We start from the raw sequence: 13,605 nt of genomic DNA on the forward strand, positions 1-13,605 counted from the left end.
CTCGGCTTGCTACAGACCGGGCACGGCCCAGGACCCTACCGGATAAAGTCCGGTCTTGGCCTGCTGCCGGCCAGGCACGGCCCAGCGCAGCTCAGTACAAGAGGACCGGCTTGATGGTCTCGCCCGACTCCGAATCGGCGAAGGCGGTGTTGATGTCGGAGAACCCGTACGTCTTCACCAGTTTGTCGAACGGGAACAGGCCGCGCTCGTAGAGCGAGATCAGCTTGGGGATGAACTCGCGCGGCACCGCATCGCCCTCGACCACCATGGAGACGGTGATCCCGCTGACCAGGAGGGTGCCGATGTCGAACGGCGCCTCCGTGCCGAGCTTCGCAGCGCCGACGAGGGCGCCGTGACCGCGCAGCGCGAGGGACTTGGTCATCTGGGAGAACACCGGCGGCACTCCGGTGGTGTCCAGGGCATAGCTGACGCCGCGGCCGCCGGTGATCTCCCGGATCCGCTCGACCGCGTCGTCCTCCCGGGAGTTGACCACATGCGTGGCGCCGAGTTCCTTGGCGAACTCCAGCCGCGAGGGGACGATGTCGACCATGATGATCGTCGTGGCGCCGGCGGCGATCGCCGCGAGCATCCCGGCCAGTCCGACCGCTCCGGTGCCGAAGATGGCGATCGATTCGCCGGGGCCGGGCTTGAGCACGTTGAGCACCGCGCCGGAACCTGTCATGATGCCGCAGCCCAGCGGGCCGAGCAGTTCCAGGGGCGCGTCATCGGCGACCTTCACGGCGTTCCGTGCCCGCACGTTCGTGTACGAGGCGAATGACGACTGCCCGAAGAAGTTCGAGGAGACCGCTTCCCCGTCCTGGGTGAAGGCGACGGAACCGTCGGGCCGGGTCCCACCGAAGTTGTAGGCGTAGAAGTCGACGCAGTACTGCGGATGGCCGGTGATGCACTGCTCGCACACCCCGCACGACGCCGGGCCCAGCACGACCTTGTCTCCGACCTTCAGGTCCGTCACGGCGGATCCGACCGCTTCGACGATGCCGGAGCCCTCGTGCCCCAGGACGGCCGGCAGCGGAGTGGGATACCACTGGTCGCGGACGATGGCATCGGTGTGGCATACGCCGGAGGCGACCAGCCGCACGGTCACCTCGTCGGGGCGCGGCTCATCGAGTTCGAGTTCGCGGATGTCCAGATCCGTCTCGGGTGCGGTGGCGACTGCTGCTGTGATCTTCATGCTGTCCCTCTTCCTCGCACGGCGCCGCAGCTCGAGGCCGGTCACCACGCACCGCGGCATATAGAACGCATAGATGTTCGTCTATGCCTGCTGTGAGCCTACGCCCGCCGCTGCAGGTCGCACCAGGTGGGCTCCGTCACAGCACTGGACCGGCCCGCACCGGCGGCGATGAGGGCCGGCCCGTGTCAGACCCGCTCCGCACGGATCAGATCATCCGGCGCGCTCCGGAGAACTCATCGGCGGCGTCCCAGTCCTGCCAGTCCACGATGGAGACGGACTCCGCGGCGTTCGGCGCGTGGATCATCCGCCCGTCGCCGATGTACATGCCCACGTGGTGCACCCGGCCGACTCCACCGGGCTCGGCGAAGAACAACAGGTCGCCGGGCTGCAGATCTTCCACCGCCACCTCCTGCCCGGCTTCGGCCTGCACGCCGGAGTCACGGGGGATGTCGATGCCGTGGGCACGATGGACGCTGTAGGTGAATCCTGAGCAGTCGAAACCGTACGAGGACACGCCGGCCCAGAGGTAGCGCAGCCCCAGGAACTGTTCCGCGGTGGCGACGAGGTCGTCCCCACTGGGCTGAGCCGGATCCTGTCCGGGCGCGTAGACATCCACATCGGCGGCGTCCAGCCACGCGCCGCCGCCTCCCGGGAGCGCGACCCGCACTGCACGGGGCGTGCGGGCCAGGACCGGGAGCTCGGTGTTGAAGCTCAGGTCCTGCAGCACCCGATTCCCCTTGGGATCCGCAGCCAGCGCAGCGCGCTTGGCCGTCACCACCGCCCGGCTGCGCCGTTCCTGCAGCCGCTCGAAGCGGTCGTCCTCGCGCAACTGCGCGGCCGGGAGCCAACCGGGGTAGCCGCGCTCGTCCCGCGGAGTGGACTGCTCGGCGACGGCCACATGGGCCCAGTCGCCTTCGATGTCGAGGACTTCCACCCGGGAACCGTAGACGGCTTGGGTCTCCAGCTTCCCGGTGAGCCAGCGTCGCAGTTCGGTGTCCTCAAGGTTCTCGTTCCACCGGTCCAGGTCCACGGGGTCGCTCAGGGAGGGCGCGTCGATGTCGCGGGCCAGACCGGGTTCCACCCACAGCGTCGCCGCGGTGACGCCGATGAATGCCGTGTCCCCGGCAGCGAGGGCGTCCTCGCTGCCGGCCGGCCCCGTTGCCGCTGCGGGCGCGGCGACGGCCGTCAGCGAGGCTGCCAGGAGTCCGCTGATGAGCGTGGCGATCTTCATGGGGTCGTCCTTTCCGTGTCTCTTTCAGGGGCGTTCCGGCCGGAGGAGCTCCGGCCGGCCTGGAACCCGAGGCCCGGCGCCGACGGAAGCACCATCCGCGAGCCGTGCATCGTGTATCCACCTGCCGGTCCGTTCTCGGCCATCCATTCGGCCGGGTCAAGATCGATCAGGGTGATCGCCAGGTGCGCAGCGGCCAGATGAGCGGCGGCGGTGATGGAGACGCGGGGTTCCATCATCGCGCCCACCATGCAGGGGATCCCGGCGGCGTGAGCGATGTCCGCGATCGCGAGGGCCTGCCGGATGCCACCGCACTTGGCGAGCTTGATGTTGAACAGGTCCGCCGCCCGCATGCCGGCCAGGCGGAGCGCATCGGCGGGCGAGGTGAGCGCCTCATCGGCCATCACCGGCGTCATCACGGCGGCAGTGACCTGCCTCAGCCCGTGCAGATCCTCCCGGTGCACGGGCTGCTCGACGAGCTCCACCGGGAAGCCTTCATCCTCGATCCGCCGGATCGCACGGATGGCGTCCTTGACCGTCCAGCCCTGATTGGCATCCAGGCGCAGCGAGGCTTCCGGAACCGCCTCGTTGACAGCGCGCAACCGGTCCATATCCGCTGACCAGTCGCCGCCGAGTTTGATCTTCAGCGTGCGGTACCCGTCTTCGGCGGCGGCCACGGCGTCGGCTGCCATGGTGGCGGGGTCCTGCAGGCTGACGGTCATATCGGTGCGGAGTTCCGCCGCCGGATCACCGCCGAGCGCCGTGGCCAGCGGCACGCCGAGGCCGCGGGCCCATGCATCGTGCAGGGCGATCTCGGCGGCCGCCTTGGCGCTGGTGTTCGATGCGCAGCTGGCTGCGATGGCCTCGGCATGCCCGGTGAGTGACCGCTCGGCACCGGTCAGCGCGGCGGCGATGGGCCCATCCAGGGCCGCGGCCATGGAGGCCGCGGATTCCCCCGTCACCGCGAAAGTCTCCGCCGCGGTACCGATCCCGGTAGCGCCACCGGCGAGCCGGAGTTCGACGGTGACGACGGTGACGCTCTCGGTACGCCGGCGAGATGTGATGAAGGGACGCTTCAGCGGGATCGCACCGATCCGCGTGCTGAGCGCCTCGATCCGCAGTCTGCTCATCTACAGCACCGCCAGGATCTGACCGGTCAGGAGGCCGACGAAGGTCCCGCCGAACGCGCCGATGAGCGCGAACAGGACGCCGACGGGCACCAGCTGGCGGTTGAAGGCGCCGGCCACGACAGGTGCGGAGGCCACGCCGCCGATGTTCGCCGTGCTGGCCACCGCGATGCTGAACAGCTCGGTCCGGGTGAGCTTGGCGTAGATAGCCATGATCAGGCCGTGCACGATCACGACGACCAGGCCGGCGAGCAGGTAGAGGGGCGCCTCGGCGATGGAGCTGAAGTCGGAACCCGAGGCGATGATGCCGATGATGACGTACAGCATGATGGTCGCCACCTCGGTGGATCCGGCGGTCTTCCCCAGCCGGGTGGAGCCGATGATCAGGCCAAGGACACTCACGATGAGGATGGTCCAGGTGGTGCCGGTGACGACGATGCCGATCTCCGGCAGGACCCCGCCGATCTGCCAGGCGATCGCAGAGACGAAGAGGCTGAAGGCAATCAGCGTCATCAAGGACGCCAGGTCGATCGGCCGGGCCTCGTCCTCGGTGTCCGCAGCAGCGTGAACATCCAGGTGACTGGTGTCCGCCTTGGTCCAGCGGTTGAACCGGTCGGAGAACGCCACGGAGGAGAACATCACCAGCAGCCACAGCGAATAGACGATCGTGTCGACGATGAGCACATGGCCGAAGATGTTCTCCGGCGCCTCGAGGATGCCCTGGACAGCCACCATGTTCGCCGAGCCGCCGGTCCAGGAAGCACTCAGTGCCGCCAGGCCCCGCCAGGATCCTTCGTCCAGCAGTCCCTGGAAGATCAGGTAGCTGACAATGAAACCGATCACGATGCTGACCGCGGTCACCGCGAAGGTGAGGAGCAGCTTGGGACCGAGCCGGACGATCTTGCGGACATCGCAGCGGAACAGCAGGAGCAGGATCATCGCCGGCAGCAGCGCGTCCTGGACTCCGGATCCCACAGTCTCGATGGACTCGGAGTCGCCGAATACACCGGCGGTGTTGAGCGCCGCCGCGCCGAGGTAGAGCATCACGAATCCCGGCACGTACCGGAACAGCGCGTACTGCTTGCGTCTCTCCACGTAGACGATGACGCCCGCCATGGCGAGCAGCACCCCCAGGAAGAGGAACCCATCGGTGATCATTGCCGTTTTCACGTCCTTCCTCGAACTGCCTGCATGCCCGTTCTCGGGCACGAAAAAAGCCGGAAACAGCCCGGACGGCGCGCACTCGCGTACGCGCCCGTGCTGTCCCCGACTGGATCTCGTCCGGCGAAGGACTAAGGCAATCGGTGCGGTCGTGCACTGGCGGCGGGGGCTGCTTGGCGTCCCCCGGGCCGGTGTGTCAGCCGGGCAGGCCGACGATGCCGCGGTACTTCACGACGGCGCTGTGATACGCCGCGATGAGTGCCCGCTGCGAGGAGCCGTGATAGCGCTGGGTAATCTGCTCCGTAAGGCGACCTTCCTCTGCGATGCTCGCTCCGACGAACAGGTCCCTGACGAAGGAGTTCGTCAGGGCCAACGTCGCCGTGCACTCGGCATCCAGAATGCGGTGGGTGTCGTTGTCGATCACGAAGGCGATGTAGAACAGACCGTACTGCGTGGTGATGGCGTTGTTCGACGGTGCCTTCGCCTCGCCGGTGACGAAGATCGATGACGACATGGCACGATGTTACGCAGCTCACCCCGGCCGCTCAACAGCCGGGCGGCCAAAAGGCCCCGGAGCCGGCTGCCTGCCACACGGCGCGCCGTCACTCATCGCGCGATCGCGTCTCCACCTCCACGGCGCAGATGAGCCCGAAAGGGTCCGTTTTCGCAGTGACCGTCCGAGTGCCGGCCGGGCCGGTCACCGTCCAGCGGGCCTGGCTGGCAGAGAGGAACTCCACCTCGAAAGGGGCGTCCGCTGCCTCACCGGTCCGCTGCCGCGCGCGGGCGTGGAGTTCGCGTCGCTCGGCCCGGCTCATGTCCAGATCCATATTGGCGCTGAAGATCGCGTCGGCGCCCGCATCTGACCAGCTCCGGATGAGCGTTTCCAGCTGGTGCATCCGCTCCCTGACCTCGGCAGGCACGGGGTGCGGGTGGAGCGGACGGGCCGCCTTGGGCGCCACCGGCGTCGTGCCCGGCGAGGCAGCCGGGTTCGTGGCGGACCACGCCGCCGTGATCCGGCCGAGGGCCTCCCGGGCGGGGGCCGCTGCGTCGAAGTAGGTGGTGTTCCCCATCACGATCACCCCCGTTCCCGACGCCGGGTGCCATCGCATATGCGAGCCGAATCCGGGATAGCCGCCAGAGTGGTAGAGGATGTCCCCGAGCACGGGTTCGTGCCGATGGTGGAGGCCGTAGCCGTAGCTTTCCACCGCGACGGCCTCTGGCCGCTGCTCCAGCCGGTAGAACCGCTGAGCCTGCTGCATGTCCCGGAATATCCTCGCCCAGCCTTCCTCCGCAGCGGGCAGGGCGCTCATCAGCACCGTCATCCAGCGCGCGATGTCGGCGACGGTGCTCAGCAATCCGCCAATGGGGCTGAAGGCTCCCGGCGGCTGCCACGGCTCGGGGACCCGCATCCCGTCCAGGCCCCGGCGGAATCCCGGCATCAGCCTGTCCGCCGGCAGCGCCCGGTAGTCGAGTCCCGACTCGGAGAGCCCGAACCGGGCAAGGATCTCCTGGTGTACGAGGTCGCGGAACGTCCTGCCGGTCACTTTCTCCGCCAGGGCGCCGAGCAGCGCGTACGCCAGATTGGAGTACTCGTAGGCCGTCCCGGCCCCCGCATTCGTGACGAGGTCCCGGTCCAGCAGCACCGCGAACTCCTGCCGGCCTAGGCTCTCGAGGCGGTCCGCCCAGGGGTCGTCGGTCGGCAGTCCGGTGGCCATCGTCAATGCGTCCCTGACGGTGATCGCACGCAGTTCCCGGCGGGCCATCGCGGGGATGACCGGCTGGAGATAGCTCCGCAAGGTGCGGTCCAGATCCAGCGGTTCCAGTGACCGCACCAGGCCGTCCCTGAGCCCGAGCACGAGCGCCGCCGTGAAGGACTTCGTCATGGAGGCGACTCGGTAGATGTGCCCGGAACCGCCACCGGCACAGCTCAGCCCGCCGCCAGCGACGAGGCCGTATGCCATCGTCACGCCTCGTTCCCGTTCCTCCCGCACCCGGGCGTCCAGGTACTTCGCCGCGAGGCGGACGGCCTCGCCGAGTTGTTCACCGCGCCCCGGTGCCGGGTCCGGGCGGCCCGCATCCGTCATCCCCTCAGCCTTCATGGCCCCCGCGCCGGTCAGCGCCCGCTGCCGTCGAGCCGGTCAGGGACTGCAGAGCCTCCGCATCCGGCTTCCGGGCGCCGCCCAGGTAGAGCACGAAGCCCAGGGCCAGCCATGCGAGCAGGATGATGTACTCCGCGGGCCACACCAGTGATGAACCCGTTCCGGGGAGCAGGGCGAGCACGATGACGAACAGCGCCCCGGCGGCGCCGATCCCGGGCAGCGCATTCTCCCACCAGGGCGTCGCTCCACGGACCTGCGGGTACCGGCGCGGGGCGCGATAGTAAGCCAGGGTCACGGCAATCCACACCACGCCGAGATAGATGCCCCCGGTATCGAGGAACCACGTAACCGCGCCCGGGCCCAGCCAACCGAGCGCGAGGGTGATGACGGTGACGAACACCAGTGCGATGTGCGGCGTGCCTCGCCGGGGATGCACCGCCGCCAGCGCCGAGGGCAGGAGACCGGCGCGGCCCATCGCCACCATGACGCGCGAGCATGCCACGAACAGACCTAGGAAGCTGGTCAGCAAGCCCAGCACGGCGATCAGATAGGCCACCGCGCCCAGCGCGGGGAACCCTGCGGCACGGAACGCATCGACGGTCCCGAGATCCATCGCGGCCACCTCCTGCCACGGCAGGACCCATGCCGTCGCCAGCAGGACCAGGAGGTAGAAGCCGCCGGCGAGGAGCACCGTCAGTACCACCAGGCGGCCTGTCTTGGCCGGCGCGATGCGGGCGTCCTCCGCCAGCACGGCGACGAGCCCGAAACCGGCCAGGAAGGTCATTCCCGGGATCACGAACCGCATAGTGTCGGCGAACGGCGCGGCCTCGGGGCCGAAGGCGGGGATCAGGTTACCGGGCGAGCCCGCGCTGAAACCTGTCACGGCGAGCGCCAGCCCGCCGGCGATGATGGCCAGGAACATCAGGAGTTGCACCTGCGCGCCGATCTTCACGCTGAACCAGTTCAGGGTGAAGTACACCAGCGTGAGCACCACGCCAACGGCGAGCACCGGAAGGTACACCGTCTCGTCGTTGATCGTGTACAGCGGGATGGTGTTCATCCACGGGAAGAAGTTCCCCAGCAGGTAGCCGAAGGCGGTCACGTAGAAGGCCAGGGAGGAGACATAGGCGCCGAGGAGCATCCATCCCGTCAGGAAGCTCGCGCCGCGTCCCAGCGTGGCGTAGGCGAACACGACCTCGCCGCCGGCGCGCGGGAACACGGCGGTGAACCGGGAGTAGGCAGAGGCGATGCACGCCGCGAGCGCCACACCGATGGCAAGCCCGATCAGGACGCCGCCGGCTCCGTACAGATCGAAGAACGCGGAGTTGGTGTAGATCCAGCTCGCCCCCACGACACCCGCGACGCCGAAGGCCAGCAGCTGCCATGTTCCCAGGGTCTGTTTCAGGTCGGTCATGGTTCCGTCCCTCCCGGAATACTCTTTTGGTTCGGAAAACATACCATATGCCGTGATCCGCGTCACGGGGGCGCCCTCACCAGGGCCGCCCGTACCGGAGGGATCCCCCGGGAGACAACACCACCTGCCGGTCCTGCTGCTCGCCTGGAACAAAGAGCCCTGTTCTAACCGGCGCCCCCACGCCGTAGGACACTCTCGCACGCCCTTGCAGCGTCATGCCCGCAGTCGGGTCAGTTCCGGGGGTGACCCCGCCCGGCCGCGCCGCTTGCGGACGAGGTCAGAACACCCGCGGCCGAAGCCCCGCGGCACTCGTGCCACCGCACCCGGCGATCCCTACCCGGATGGGCATGCCGCTTGCGCTGAGACGGCCGCACGGGCCACCACCATCAAGCCTCCTCGGGGAGTCGCAGATGTCGCCGTGCGACGCATGCCCTGGTGCTCCGGGGTGCACGTCTCCTATAGTGAAAGGCACATGTTCCGGGGACGGTGAGATTCCGTGCCGGCGGTATAGTCCGCGACCCGTCTGCAGCGCAGGCGGTGGACTCGGTGAGATTCCGAGACCGACAGTGAAAGCCTGGATGGGAGGAACATGGCGCACGAGCGCACCCGTGTAGGCGTGCCCGCGCGTCCGTAGGCGCCCCTGCCGGGCGCCCGCTGTCTCCTCTCTCCCGGCGAGCTAAGGAGGAGACGTGTTCACAGGCATCATCGCCGAGCTGGGTTCGGTCGTTCGGATCGAGGACCTCGGCGGCAGCGCCCGCATCACGGTGCGCGCCGGCGCTATCCTGGAGGATCTTCCCGGCGGCGGCTCCCTCGCGGTCAACGGCGTCTGCCTCACCGCGGTTCCCGCCGGCGTCCCGCTGGATGACAGGGCTTCCGTGCACCCCCGCGACGGCGAGCACCTCTTCACCGCCGATGTGATGGGCGAGACCCTCACCCGCACCACTCTCGGCCGGCTCGCCCCCGGCCATCGGGTCAACCTGGAACGCTGCCTTCCGGCGCACGGACGCCTCGACGGGCACATCGTCCAGGGCCACGTCGACGGCATCGGCCGGATCGCCGAAGTCGAGGAGTACGGCAGCTGGCGGCGCGTCCGGGTGGAGATCCCGGAGGACCTGGCGCCGCTCATGGTGGAGAAAGGCTCCATCGCCCTGCAGGGAGTCTCCCTGACCCTGACCGCCGTCAGCCCGCCGCACGCCTCCCCCGCCTGGGTGGAGGTCGGGCTCATCCCCGCGACGCTCGCGGCCACGACCTTCGGCGAAGCCGGTCCCGGCGAGGAGGTCAACGTCGAGGCCGATGTGCTCGCCAAGCACGCCCAGCGGCTCTTCCTCTTCCACACCGCAACCGGAGGCCCCGGTCTCGCCCCGGCAGCGCCACGGCCCGCAGCCACGCCGCCCGCAGGTGGCGATGAGATTCCCGGCGGCCACGCCTCCTCTCGCGACATCTCAGCCACCAGCACCGATGTGCCGCGCGTCGTACCCGGTACGGAGCCACCCGGCGATCACGTCCCCGCCGGGGACGTCTCGCTCGCCACCGGGGACGGGTTACGCGCCGATGCGTCCGCCGGAACCGGGGAGGTGCGGGCATGAGCTTCAGCACCGTGCACCAGGCGGTAGCCCAGATCGCCCGCGGCGGGCTCGTCGTGGTCGTCGACGACGAGGACCGCGAGAACGAGGGCGACCTGATCATGGCCGCGCAGACCGCCACCGCCGAGTCGCTCGGCTTCATGATCCGCTACTCCTCCGGGGTCGTCTGCGCGCCGCTGCCCCGGAACCACGCCGAGCGCCTCGAGCTGCCGCCCATGGTCGCCCAGAACCAGGATCCGCGCGGAACGGCGTACACGCTCAGCTGCGATGCCCGCGAGGGCGTCTCCACCGGCATCAGCGCCGCCGACCGGGCCCGCACCGTGAACCTCCTGGCCGATCCCCTCACCACCGCCGATGACCTGGTCCGGCCCGGTCACATCTTCCCCCTGATCGCCCGTGACGGCGGCGTCCTGGAACGGCCCGGCCACACCGAGGCCGCCGTGGACCTGGCCCGGCTGGCGGGCCTGCAACCGGCCGGAGTCATCGCCGAACTCGTCCACGACGACGGATCGATGATGCGGCTGCCGGCCCTGGAGGAATTCGCCGCCGAGCACGACCTGCCGCTCATCAGCATCGAGCAGCTCGCCGGCCATTTGCAGACCATCGCCGACACGGCGAGCAGCACCACACCGGGAACCGATGCGTCCCCGCCGCCGGTCCACCTCGACTCCGGCGGTGCGGACACCATCGCACCAGCGCCTCGCCCGGCGACGACAGCCGCCTCCGACGGTGCCATGCGGCCAGGCGCAGAACCGACCCTGGCACCTGCAACGGCATCGGCTGCGGACCCGGATGCCTCGCTGCCAGCCCTGCCACCGACGGTGAGCCTGCCGACCGCCCACGGCGATTTCCACGCCCGCGCCTGGCGCATCGGCGCGCACGAGTACCTGAGCCTGAGCCGAGAGGCACGCGACGCCGCCGCCGACGCCCTTCCCCTGGTCCGCGTGCACTCCGAGTGCCTGACCGGCGACGTCTTCGGCTCGTACCGGTGTGACTGCGGCGAGCAGCTGCACGAGGCGCTCGCCCGCATCGCCGGCGAGGGCGGCACCCTCATCTACATGGCCGCCCACGAGGGACGGGGCATCGGCCTGGTGAACAAGCTCGCGGCATACCGCCTGCAGGAGGAGGGTTACGACACGGTGGATGCGAATCTCCGCCTGGGTCTGCCCGAGGACTCCCGCAGCTACGAGGCCGCCGCGGTCATCCTGCGCACGCTCGGGCAGACCCGCATCCGGCTGCTGAGCAACAATCCCGCCAAGGAACGGGCGCTGCGCGGCCTGGGCATCGAGGTGGCCGCGACGGAACAGCTGGAGGTCCCCGCGCGCCCGGACAACGCCCGGTACCTGACCACCAAACGGGACAGGATGCACCACCAACTCAGCGGCCTGGCATAAGGCCGCCCGCACACATTGACGCACCCACGCACCCTGGCGCCGGCGGTGATCACCGAACGCCACGCCGAGCTGTGACACGAGCCCACCCGCACAGCCGAACCAGCAGACGAACCCCCGCAGACGAACCGAAGGAACAGGAGCACCCATGGCCGGTCACGGCGCCCCGCACATCAGCATCGACGATTCCTCCCTGCGCCTGGTCATCGTGGCCGCGCAGTGGCATCAGCAGGTCATGGACGGCCTCATCGCCGGAGCCCTCCGCGCCGCGAGCGAGGCGGGCCTGGCCGAGGACCAGGTCCGGGTGCTCCGGGTGCCGGGCAGTTTCGAGCTGCCCCTCGCCGCGCAGGAGGCCGCGCGGGACGCCGATGCGGTGGTGGCGCTGGGCGTCGTGATCCGCGGCGGAACTCCCCACTTCGACTATGTCTGCCAGGCGGCGACCACGGGTCTGACCCAGGCGACGCTGGCGACCTCCACCCCCATCGGCTTCGGGGTGCTCACCTGCGACGACGAAGAACAGGCCCTGGACCGGGCCGGCCTTGCCGGTTCACGTGAAGACAAGGGCCACGAGGCGACGGTGGCGGCGCTGGCGACCGCTCAGGCGCTTCAGGACCTCTGAGCGGCAGAGTTCCGCGCTCCCTTTCGGCAGGCGGAGCGACCGGCCGCTCTGTTCACCCGTTCCAGGAGCGATGCGCTGATTCCTGGTGAGTTCAACGCCCCGCGGTCCGGTGGCTCGCAGCGGCACTGCCAAGGTTGCCGGTATCGAAGGGGCTGGTGACGGGCACCGCGCAGGGCGGCGGTTGCCGCCACCCCGCACCGCATCGGGCGGTCCGGCACTGGGATAATCGGCCCCGTGCCCGTCCGTCGCAACGCCCCTTTCCTGCTGGTCCTCGCCGCGCTCGTCCTGCTCGCCCTGAATCTGCGTGCGCCTTTCGTCGCGCTGGCTCCCGTCATGCAGGACATCCAGGCGGGCCTGGGCGTGAGCGCGGCGACCGCCGGACTGCTCACCAGCATCCCGGTGCTGTGCTTCGCGGTGCTCACGCCGTTCTCGTCGGCGCTGATCGGGCGCACCGGCCCCGAACGCGCGGTCGCCGGGACCATCTGCGGCGTCCTGCTCGGCACCATCCTGCGGTCCCTCGGCGGACCCGAGACCGCGTTCGCCGGCACGGTCATGATGGGCGCCGCCATCGCGATCGGCAACATCGTCGTCCCGATCATCGTGCACCGGGACATCCCCCGGGAGCGCATCGGGCTGGTGATGGGCGTGTACGTCGCGGCGATGAACATCGGCACCATGACGGTCACGATCGGCATGGCTCCGCTGGCGGAACTGCTGGGCTGGCGCCTGGCGCTGAGCGCCTGGGCGGTCATGGCGGTGCTCGCCGCGATCGTCTGGACGCCCGCCTTCGGCTGGGGCGGGCCCGGCCGCCGGCCCGCGAACGCCGATGCCGATGCCGATGCCGATGCCGATGCCGATGCCGATGCCGATGCCGACCATAGCCCGGCGAGTCCCGCGCCCGCAGACGGACTGGCAGAGCCTGCCGACGACGCCGGGGCCGGGCCGCCCCGGATTGAGGACCGCACCACCCGTCCTTTCCGTCCGGCCTGGAGGAGCCTGACCGGATGGCTGCTGGCCATCGCCTTCAGTGCCCAGTCCTTCTCCTACTACGCCTTCTCCGCCTGGCTGCCCTCGATCCTGAGCGACACCGCCGGGATGGGGACCGTACAGGCAGGATCGGCGGCGTCGATCTTCCAGGGCGTGGCCATCGCCGGCGCCATCGGCACACCGCTGCTGATGCGGCTGCTGGGCGCGACCGGTGCCGCTGCCTTCATGTCCGCCTGCTGGCTCTCGGTGCCGCTGGGCCTGCTGTTCCTGCCGCAGCTGTGGTGGCTCTGGCTGTCCCTGGGCGGGGTTGCGCAGGCGGGGATCTTCACGGTGCTGCTGACCGTGATCGCGCAGATCTCGCGCAGCGCCGCTCAGGCCGCCAGCCTTTCCGTGCTCATGCATGCCGTCGGCTACGCCGTCGCCGCCTTCGGTCCCCCGGTGCTCGGCGGCGTGCACAGCGCGGCCGGCGACTGGGTGGCACCGCTCGGCCTGGAACTGGGGCTGCTCGCGATCATGACCGTTTGCCTGATCGGCGCCACGCTGCGCAACCGCTGAGCGGAGCCGGCACCGACCTCAAATCCACGACGGCTCACAAATCCACCCGCACACCCACCGATCACGCGTGGAGTTTCGAACCAGACGCGGGTTTCCACACAGCCGCAGGCGGATGCGGCCTTACATCGTCAGCGCGCCCGTAGGTCGTCACTTCCCAGGCATGGGCAGCGACGATATACGGGCGCAGTGACGACGTAACTGCGGGTGGACCACATTCCGGGTTGTGCACTCACGCGGCGTGAGCGCACC

At 69.6% G+C, this 13,605-nt stretch carries 11 protein-coding genes and 1 riboswitch; of the genes, 4 read left to right on the forward strand and 7 right to left on the reverse strand.

Annotation, left to right across the window (positions count from 1 at the left end; translation table 11 throughout):
- Nucleotides 1–91 precede the first annotated feature (91 nt).
- The 7 genes from IEW13_RS13110 to IEW13_RS13140 all read right to left on the reverse strand — a co-directional run bounded on the left by IEW13_RS13110 (nt 92) and on the right by IEW13_RS13140 (nt 8,221).
- On the reverse strand, nt 92–1,192 hold the full coding sequence (locus IEW13_RS13110; protein ID WP_188551373.1) for an NAD(P)-dependent alcohol dehydrogenase: 1,101 nt from the start codon (nt 1,190–1,192) through the stop codon (nt 92–94).
- 205 nt (nt 1,193–1,397) lie between these two features.
- The gene (locus tag IEW13_RS13115) at nt 1,398–2,423 is read right to left on the reverse strand and encodes a C40 family peptidase (protein ID WP_188551374.1); all 1,026 of its coding nucleotides are present in this window, start codon (nt 2,421–2,423) and stop codon (nt 1,398–1,400) included.
- Nucleotides 2,420–3,550, reverse strand: coding sequence for a dipeptide epimerase (locus IEW13_RS13120; protein ID WP_188551375.1), 1,131 nt, complete (start codon nt 3,548–3,550; stop codon nt 2,420–2,422). The genes IEW13_RS13115 and IEW13_RS13120 overlap by 4 nt, the downstream gene beginning before the upstream one ends.
- Nucleotides 3,551–4,705: a DUF819 family protein gene (locus IEW13_RS13125; protein WP_188551404.1), complete on the reverse strand. Its 1,155-nt coding sequence runs from the start codon at nt 4,703–4,705 to the stop codon at nt 3,551–3,553.
- Between the two features lie 199 nt (nt 4,706–4,904).
- Nucleotides 4,905–5,222: a DUF3870 domain-containing protein gene (locus IEW13_RS13130; protein WP_188551376.1), complete on the reverse strand. Its 318-nt coding sequence runs from the start codon at nt 5,220–5,222 to the stop codon at nt 4,905–4,907.
- 88 nt (nt 5,223–5,310) lie between these two features.
- Nucleotides 5,311–6,792: a serine hydrolase domain-containing protein gene (locus IEW13_RS13135; protein ID WP_188551377.1), complete on the reverse strand. Its 1,482-nt coding sequence runs from the start codon at nt 6,790–6,792 to the stop codon at nt 5,311–5,313.
- Nucleotides 6,793–6,796: 4 nt separating this feature from the next.
- The gene (locus tag IEW13_RS13140) at nt 6,797–8,221 is read right to left on the reverse strand and encodes an APC family permease (protein ID WP_188551378.1); all 1,425 of its coding nucleotides are present in this window, start codon (nt 8,219–8,221) and stop codon (nt 6,797–6,799) included.
- Between the two features lie 469 nt (nt 8,222–8,690).
- A riboswitch (FMN riboswitch) is annotated at nt 8,691–8,815 on the forward strand.
- A 95-nt stretch (nt 8,816–8,910) separates the two neighbouring features.
- Here IEW13_RS13140 and IEW13_RS13145 point away from each other — a divergent pair.
- The 4 genes from IEW13_RS13145 (at nt 8,911) to IEW13_RS13160 (ending at nt 13,356) form a co-directional block, all read left to right on the forward strand.
- Nucleotides 8,911–9,807 (forward strand): riboflavin synthase, encoded by an 897-nt coding sequence (locus tag IEW13_RS13145; RefSeq protein WP_188551379.1) that lies wholly within the window; start codon nt 8,911–8,913, stop codon nt 9,805–9,807.
- Nucleotides 9,804–11,198 carry a 3,4-dihydroxy-2-butanone-4-phosphate synthase gene (gene ribB, locus IEW13_RS13150; RefSeq protein ID WP_188551380.1) on the forward strand — a complete coding sequence of 465 codons (1,395 nt, stop codon included), beginning with the start codon at nt 9,804–9,806 and terminating at the stop codon, nt 11,196–11,198. The genes IEW13_RS13145 and ribB overlap by 4 nt, the downstream gene beginning before the upstream one ends.
- Before the next feature lie 145 nt (nt 11,199–11,343).
- Nucleotides 11,344–11,814, forward strand: coding sequence for a 6,7-dimethyl-8-ribityllumazine synthase (gene ribH / locus IEW13_RS13155; protein ID WP_188551381.1), 471 nt, complete (start codon nt 11,344–11,346; stop codon nt 11,812–11,814).
- A 234-nt stretch (nt 11,815–12,048) separates the two neighbouring features.
- Nucleotides 12,049–13,356, forward strand: coding sequence for an MFS transporter (locus IEW13_RS13160; protein WP_188551382.1), 1,308 nt, complete (start codon nt 12,049–12,051; stop codon nt 13,354–13,356).
- The last annotated feature ends 249 nt before the right edge of the window (nt 13,357–13,605 follow it).

It is taken from the genome of Sediminivirga luteola (genome assembly GCF_014639315.1).
GTDB lineage: Bacteria > Actinomycetota > Actinomycetes > Actinomycetales > Brevibacteriaceae > Sediminivirga > Sediminivirga luteola.

Excerpts from the sequence above, each read along its gene's own strand:
- IEW13_RS13115 (WP_188551374.1), bottom strand. The coding sequence starts at position 2,423 with ATGAAGATCGCCACGCTCATCAGCGGACTCCTGGCAGCCTCGCTGACG.
- IEW13_RS13140 (WP_188551378.1), bottom strand. The coding sequence starts at position 8,221 with ATGACCGACCTGAAACAGACCCTGGGAACATGGCAGCTGCTGGCCTTC.
- IEW13_RS13110 (WP_188551373.1), bottom strand. The coding sequence starts at position 1,192 with ATGAAGATCACAGCAGCAGTCGCCACCGCACCCGAGACGGATCTGGAC.
- ribB (WP_188551380.1), top strand. The coding sequence starts at position 9,804 with ATGAGCTTCAGCACCGTGCACCAGGCGGTAGCCCAGATCGCCCGCGGC.
- ribH (WP_188551381.1), top strand. The coding sequence starts at position 11,344 with ATGGCCGGTCACGGCGCCCCGCACATCAGCATCGACGATTCCTCCCTG.
- IEW13_RS13135 (WP_188551377.1), bottom strand. The coding sequence starts at position 6,792 with ATGACGGATGCGGGCCGCCCGGACCCGGCACCGGGGCGCGGTGAACAA.
- IEW13_RS13120 (WP_188551375.1), bottom strand. The coding sequence starts at position 3,550 with ATGAGCAGACTGCGGATCGAGGCGCTCAGCACGCGGATCGGTGCGATC.
- IEW13_RS13125 (WP_188551404.1), bottom strand. The coding sequence starts at position 4,705 with ATGATCACCGATGGGTTCCTCTTCCTGGGGGTGCTGCTCGCCATGGCG.
- IEW13_RS13130 (WP_188551376.1), bottom strand. The coding sequence starts at position 5,222 with ATGTCGTCATCGATCTTCGTCACCGGCGAGGCGAAGGCACCGTCGAAC.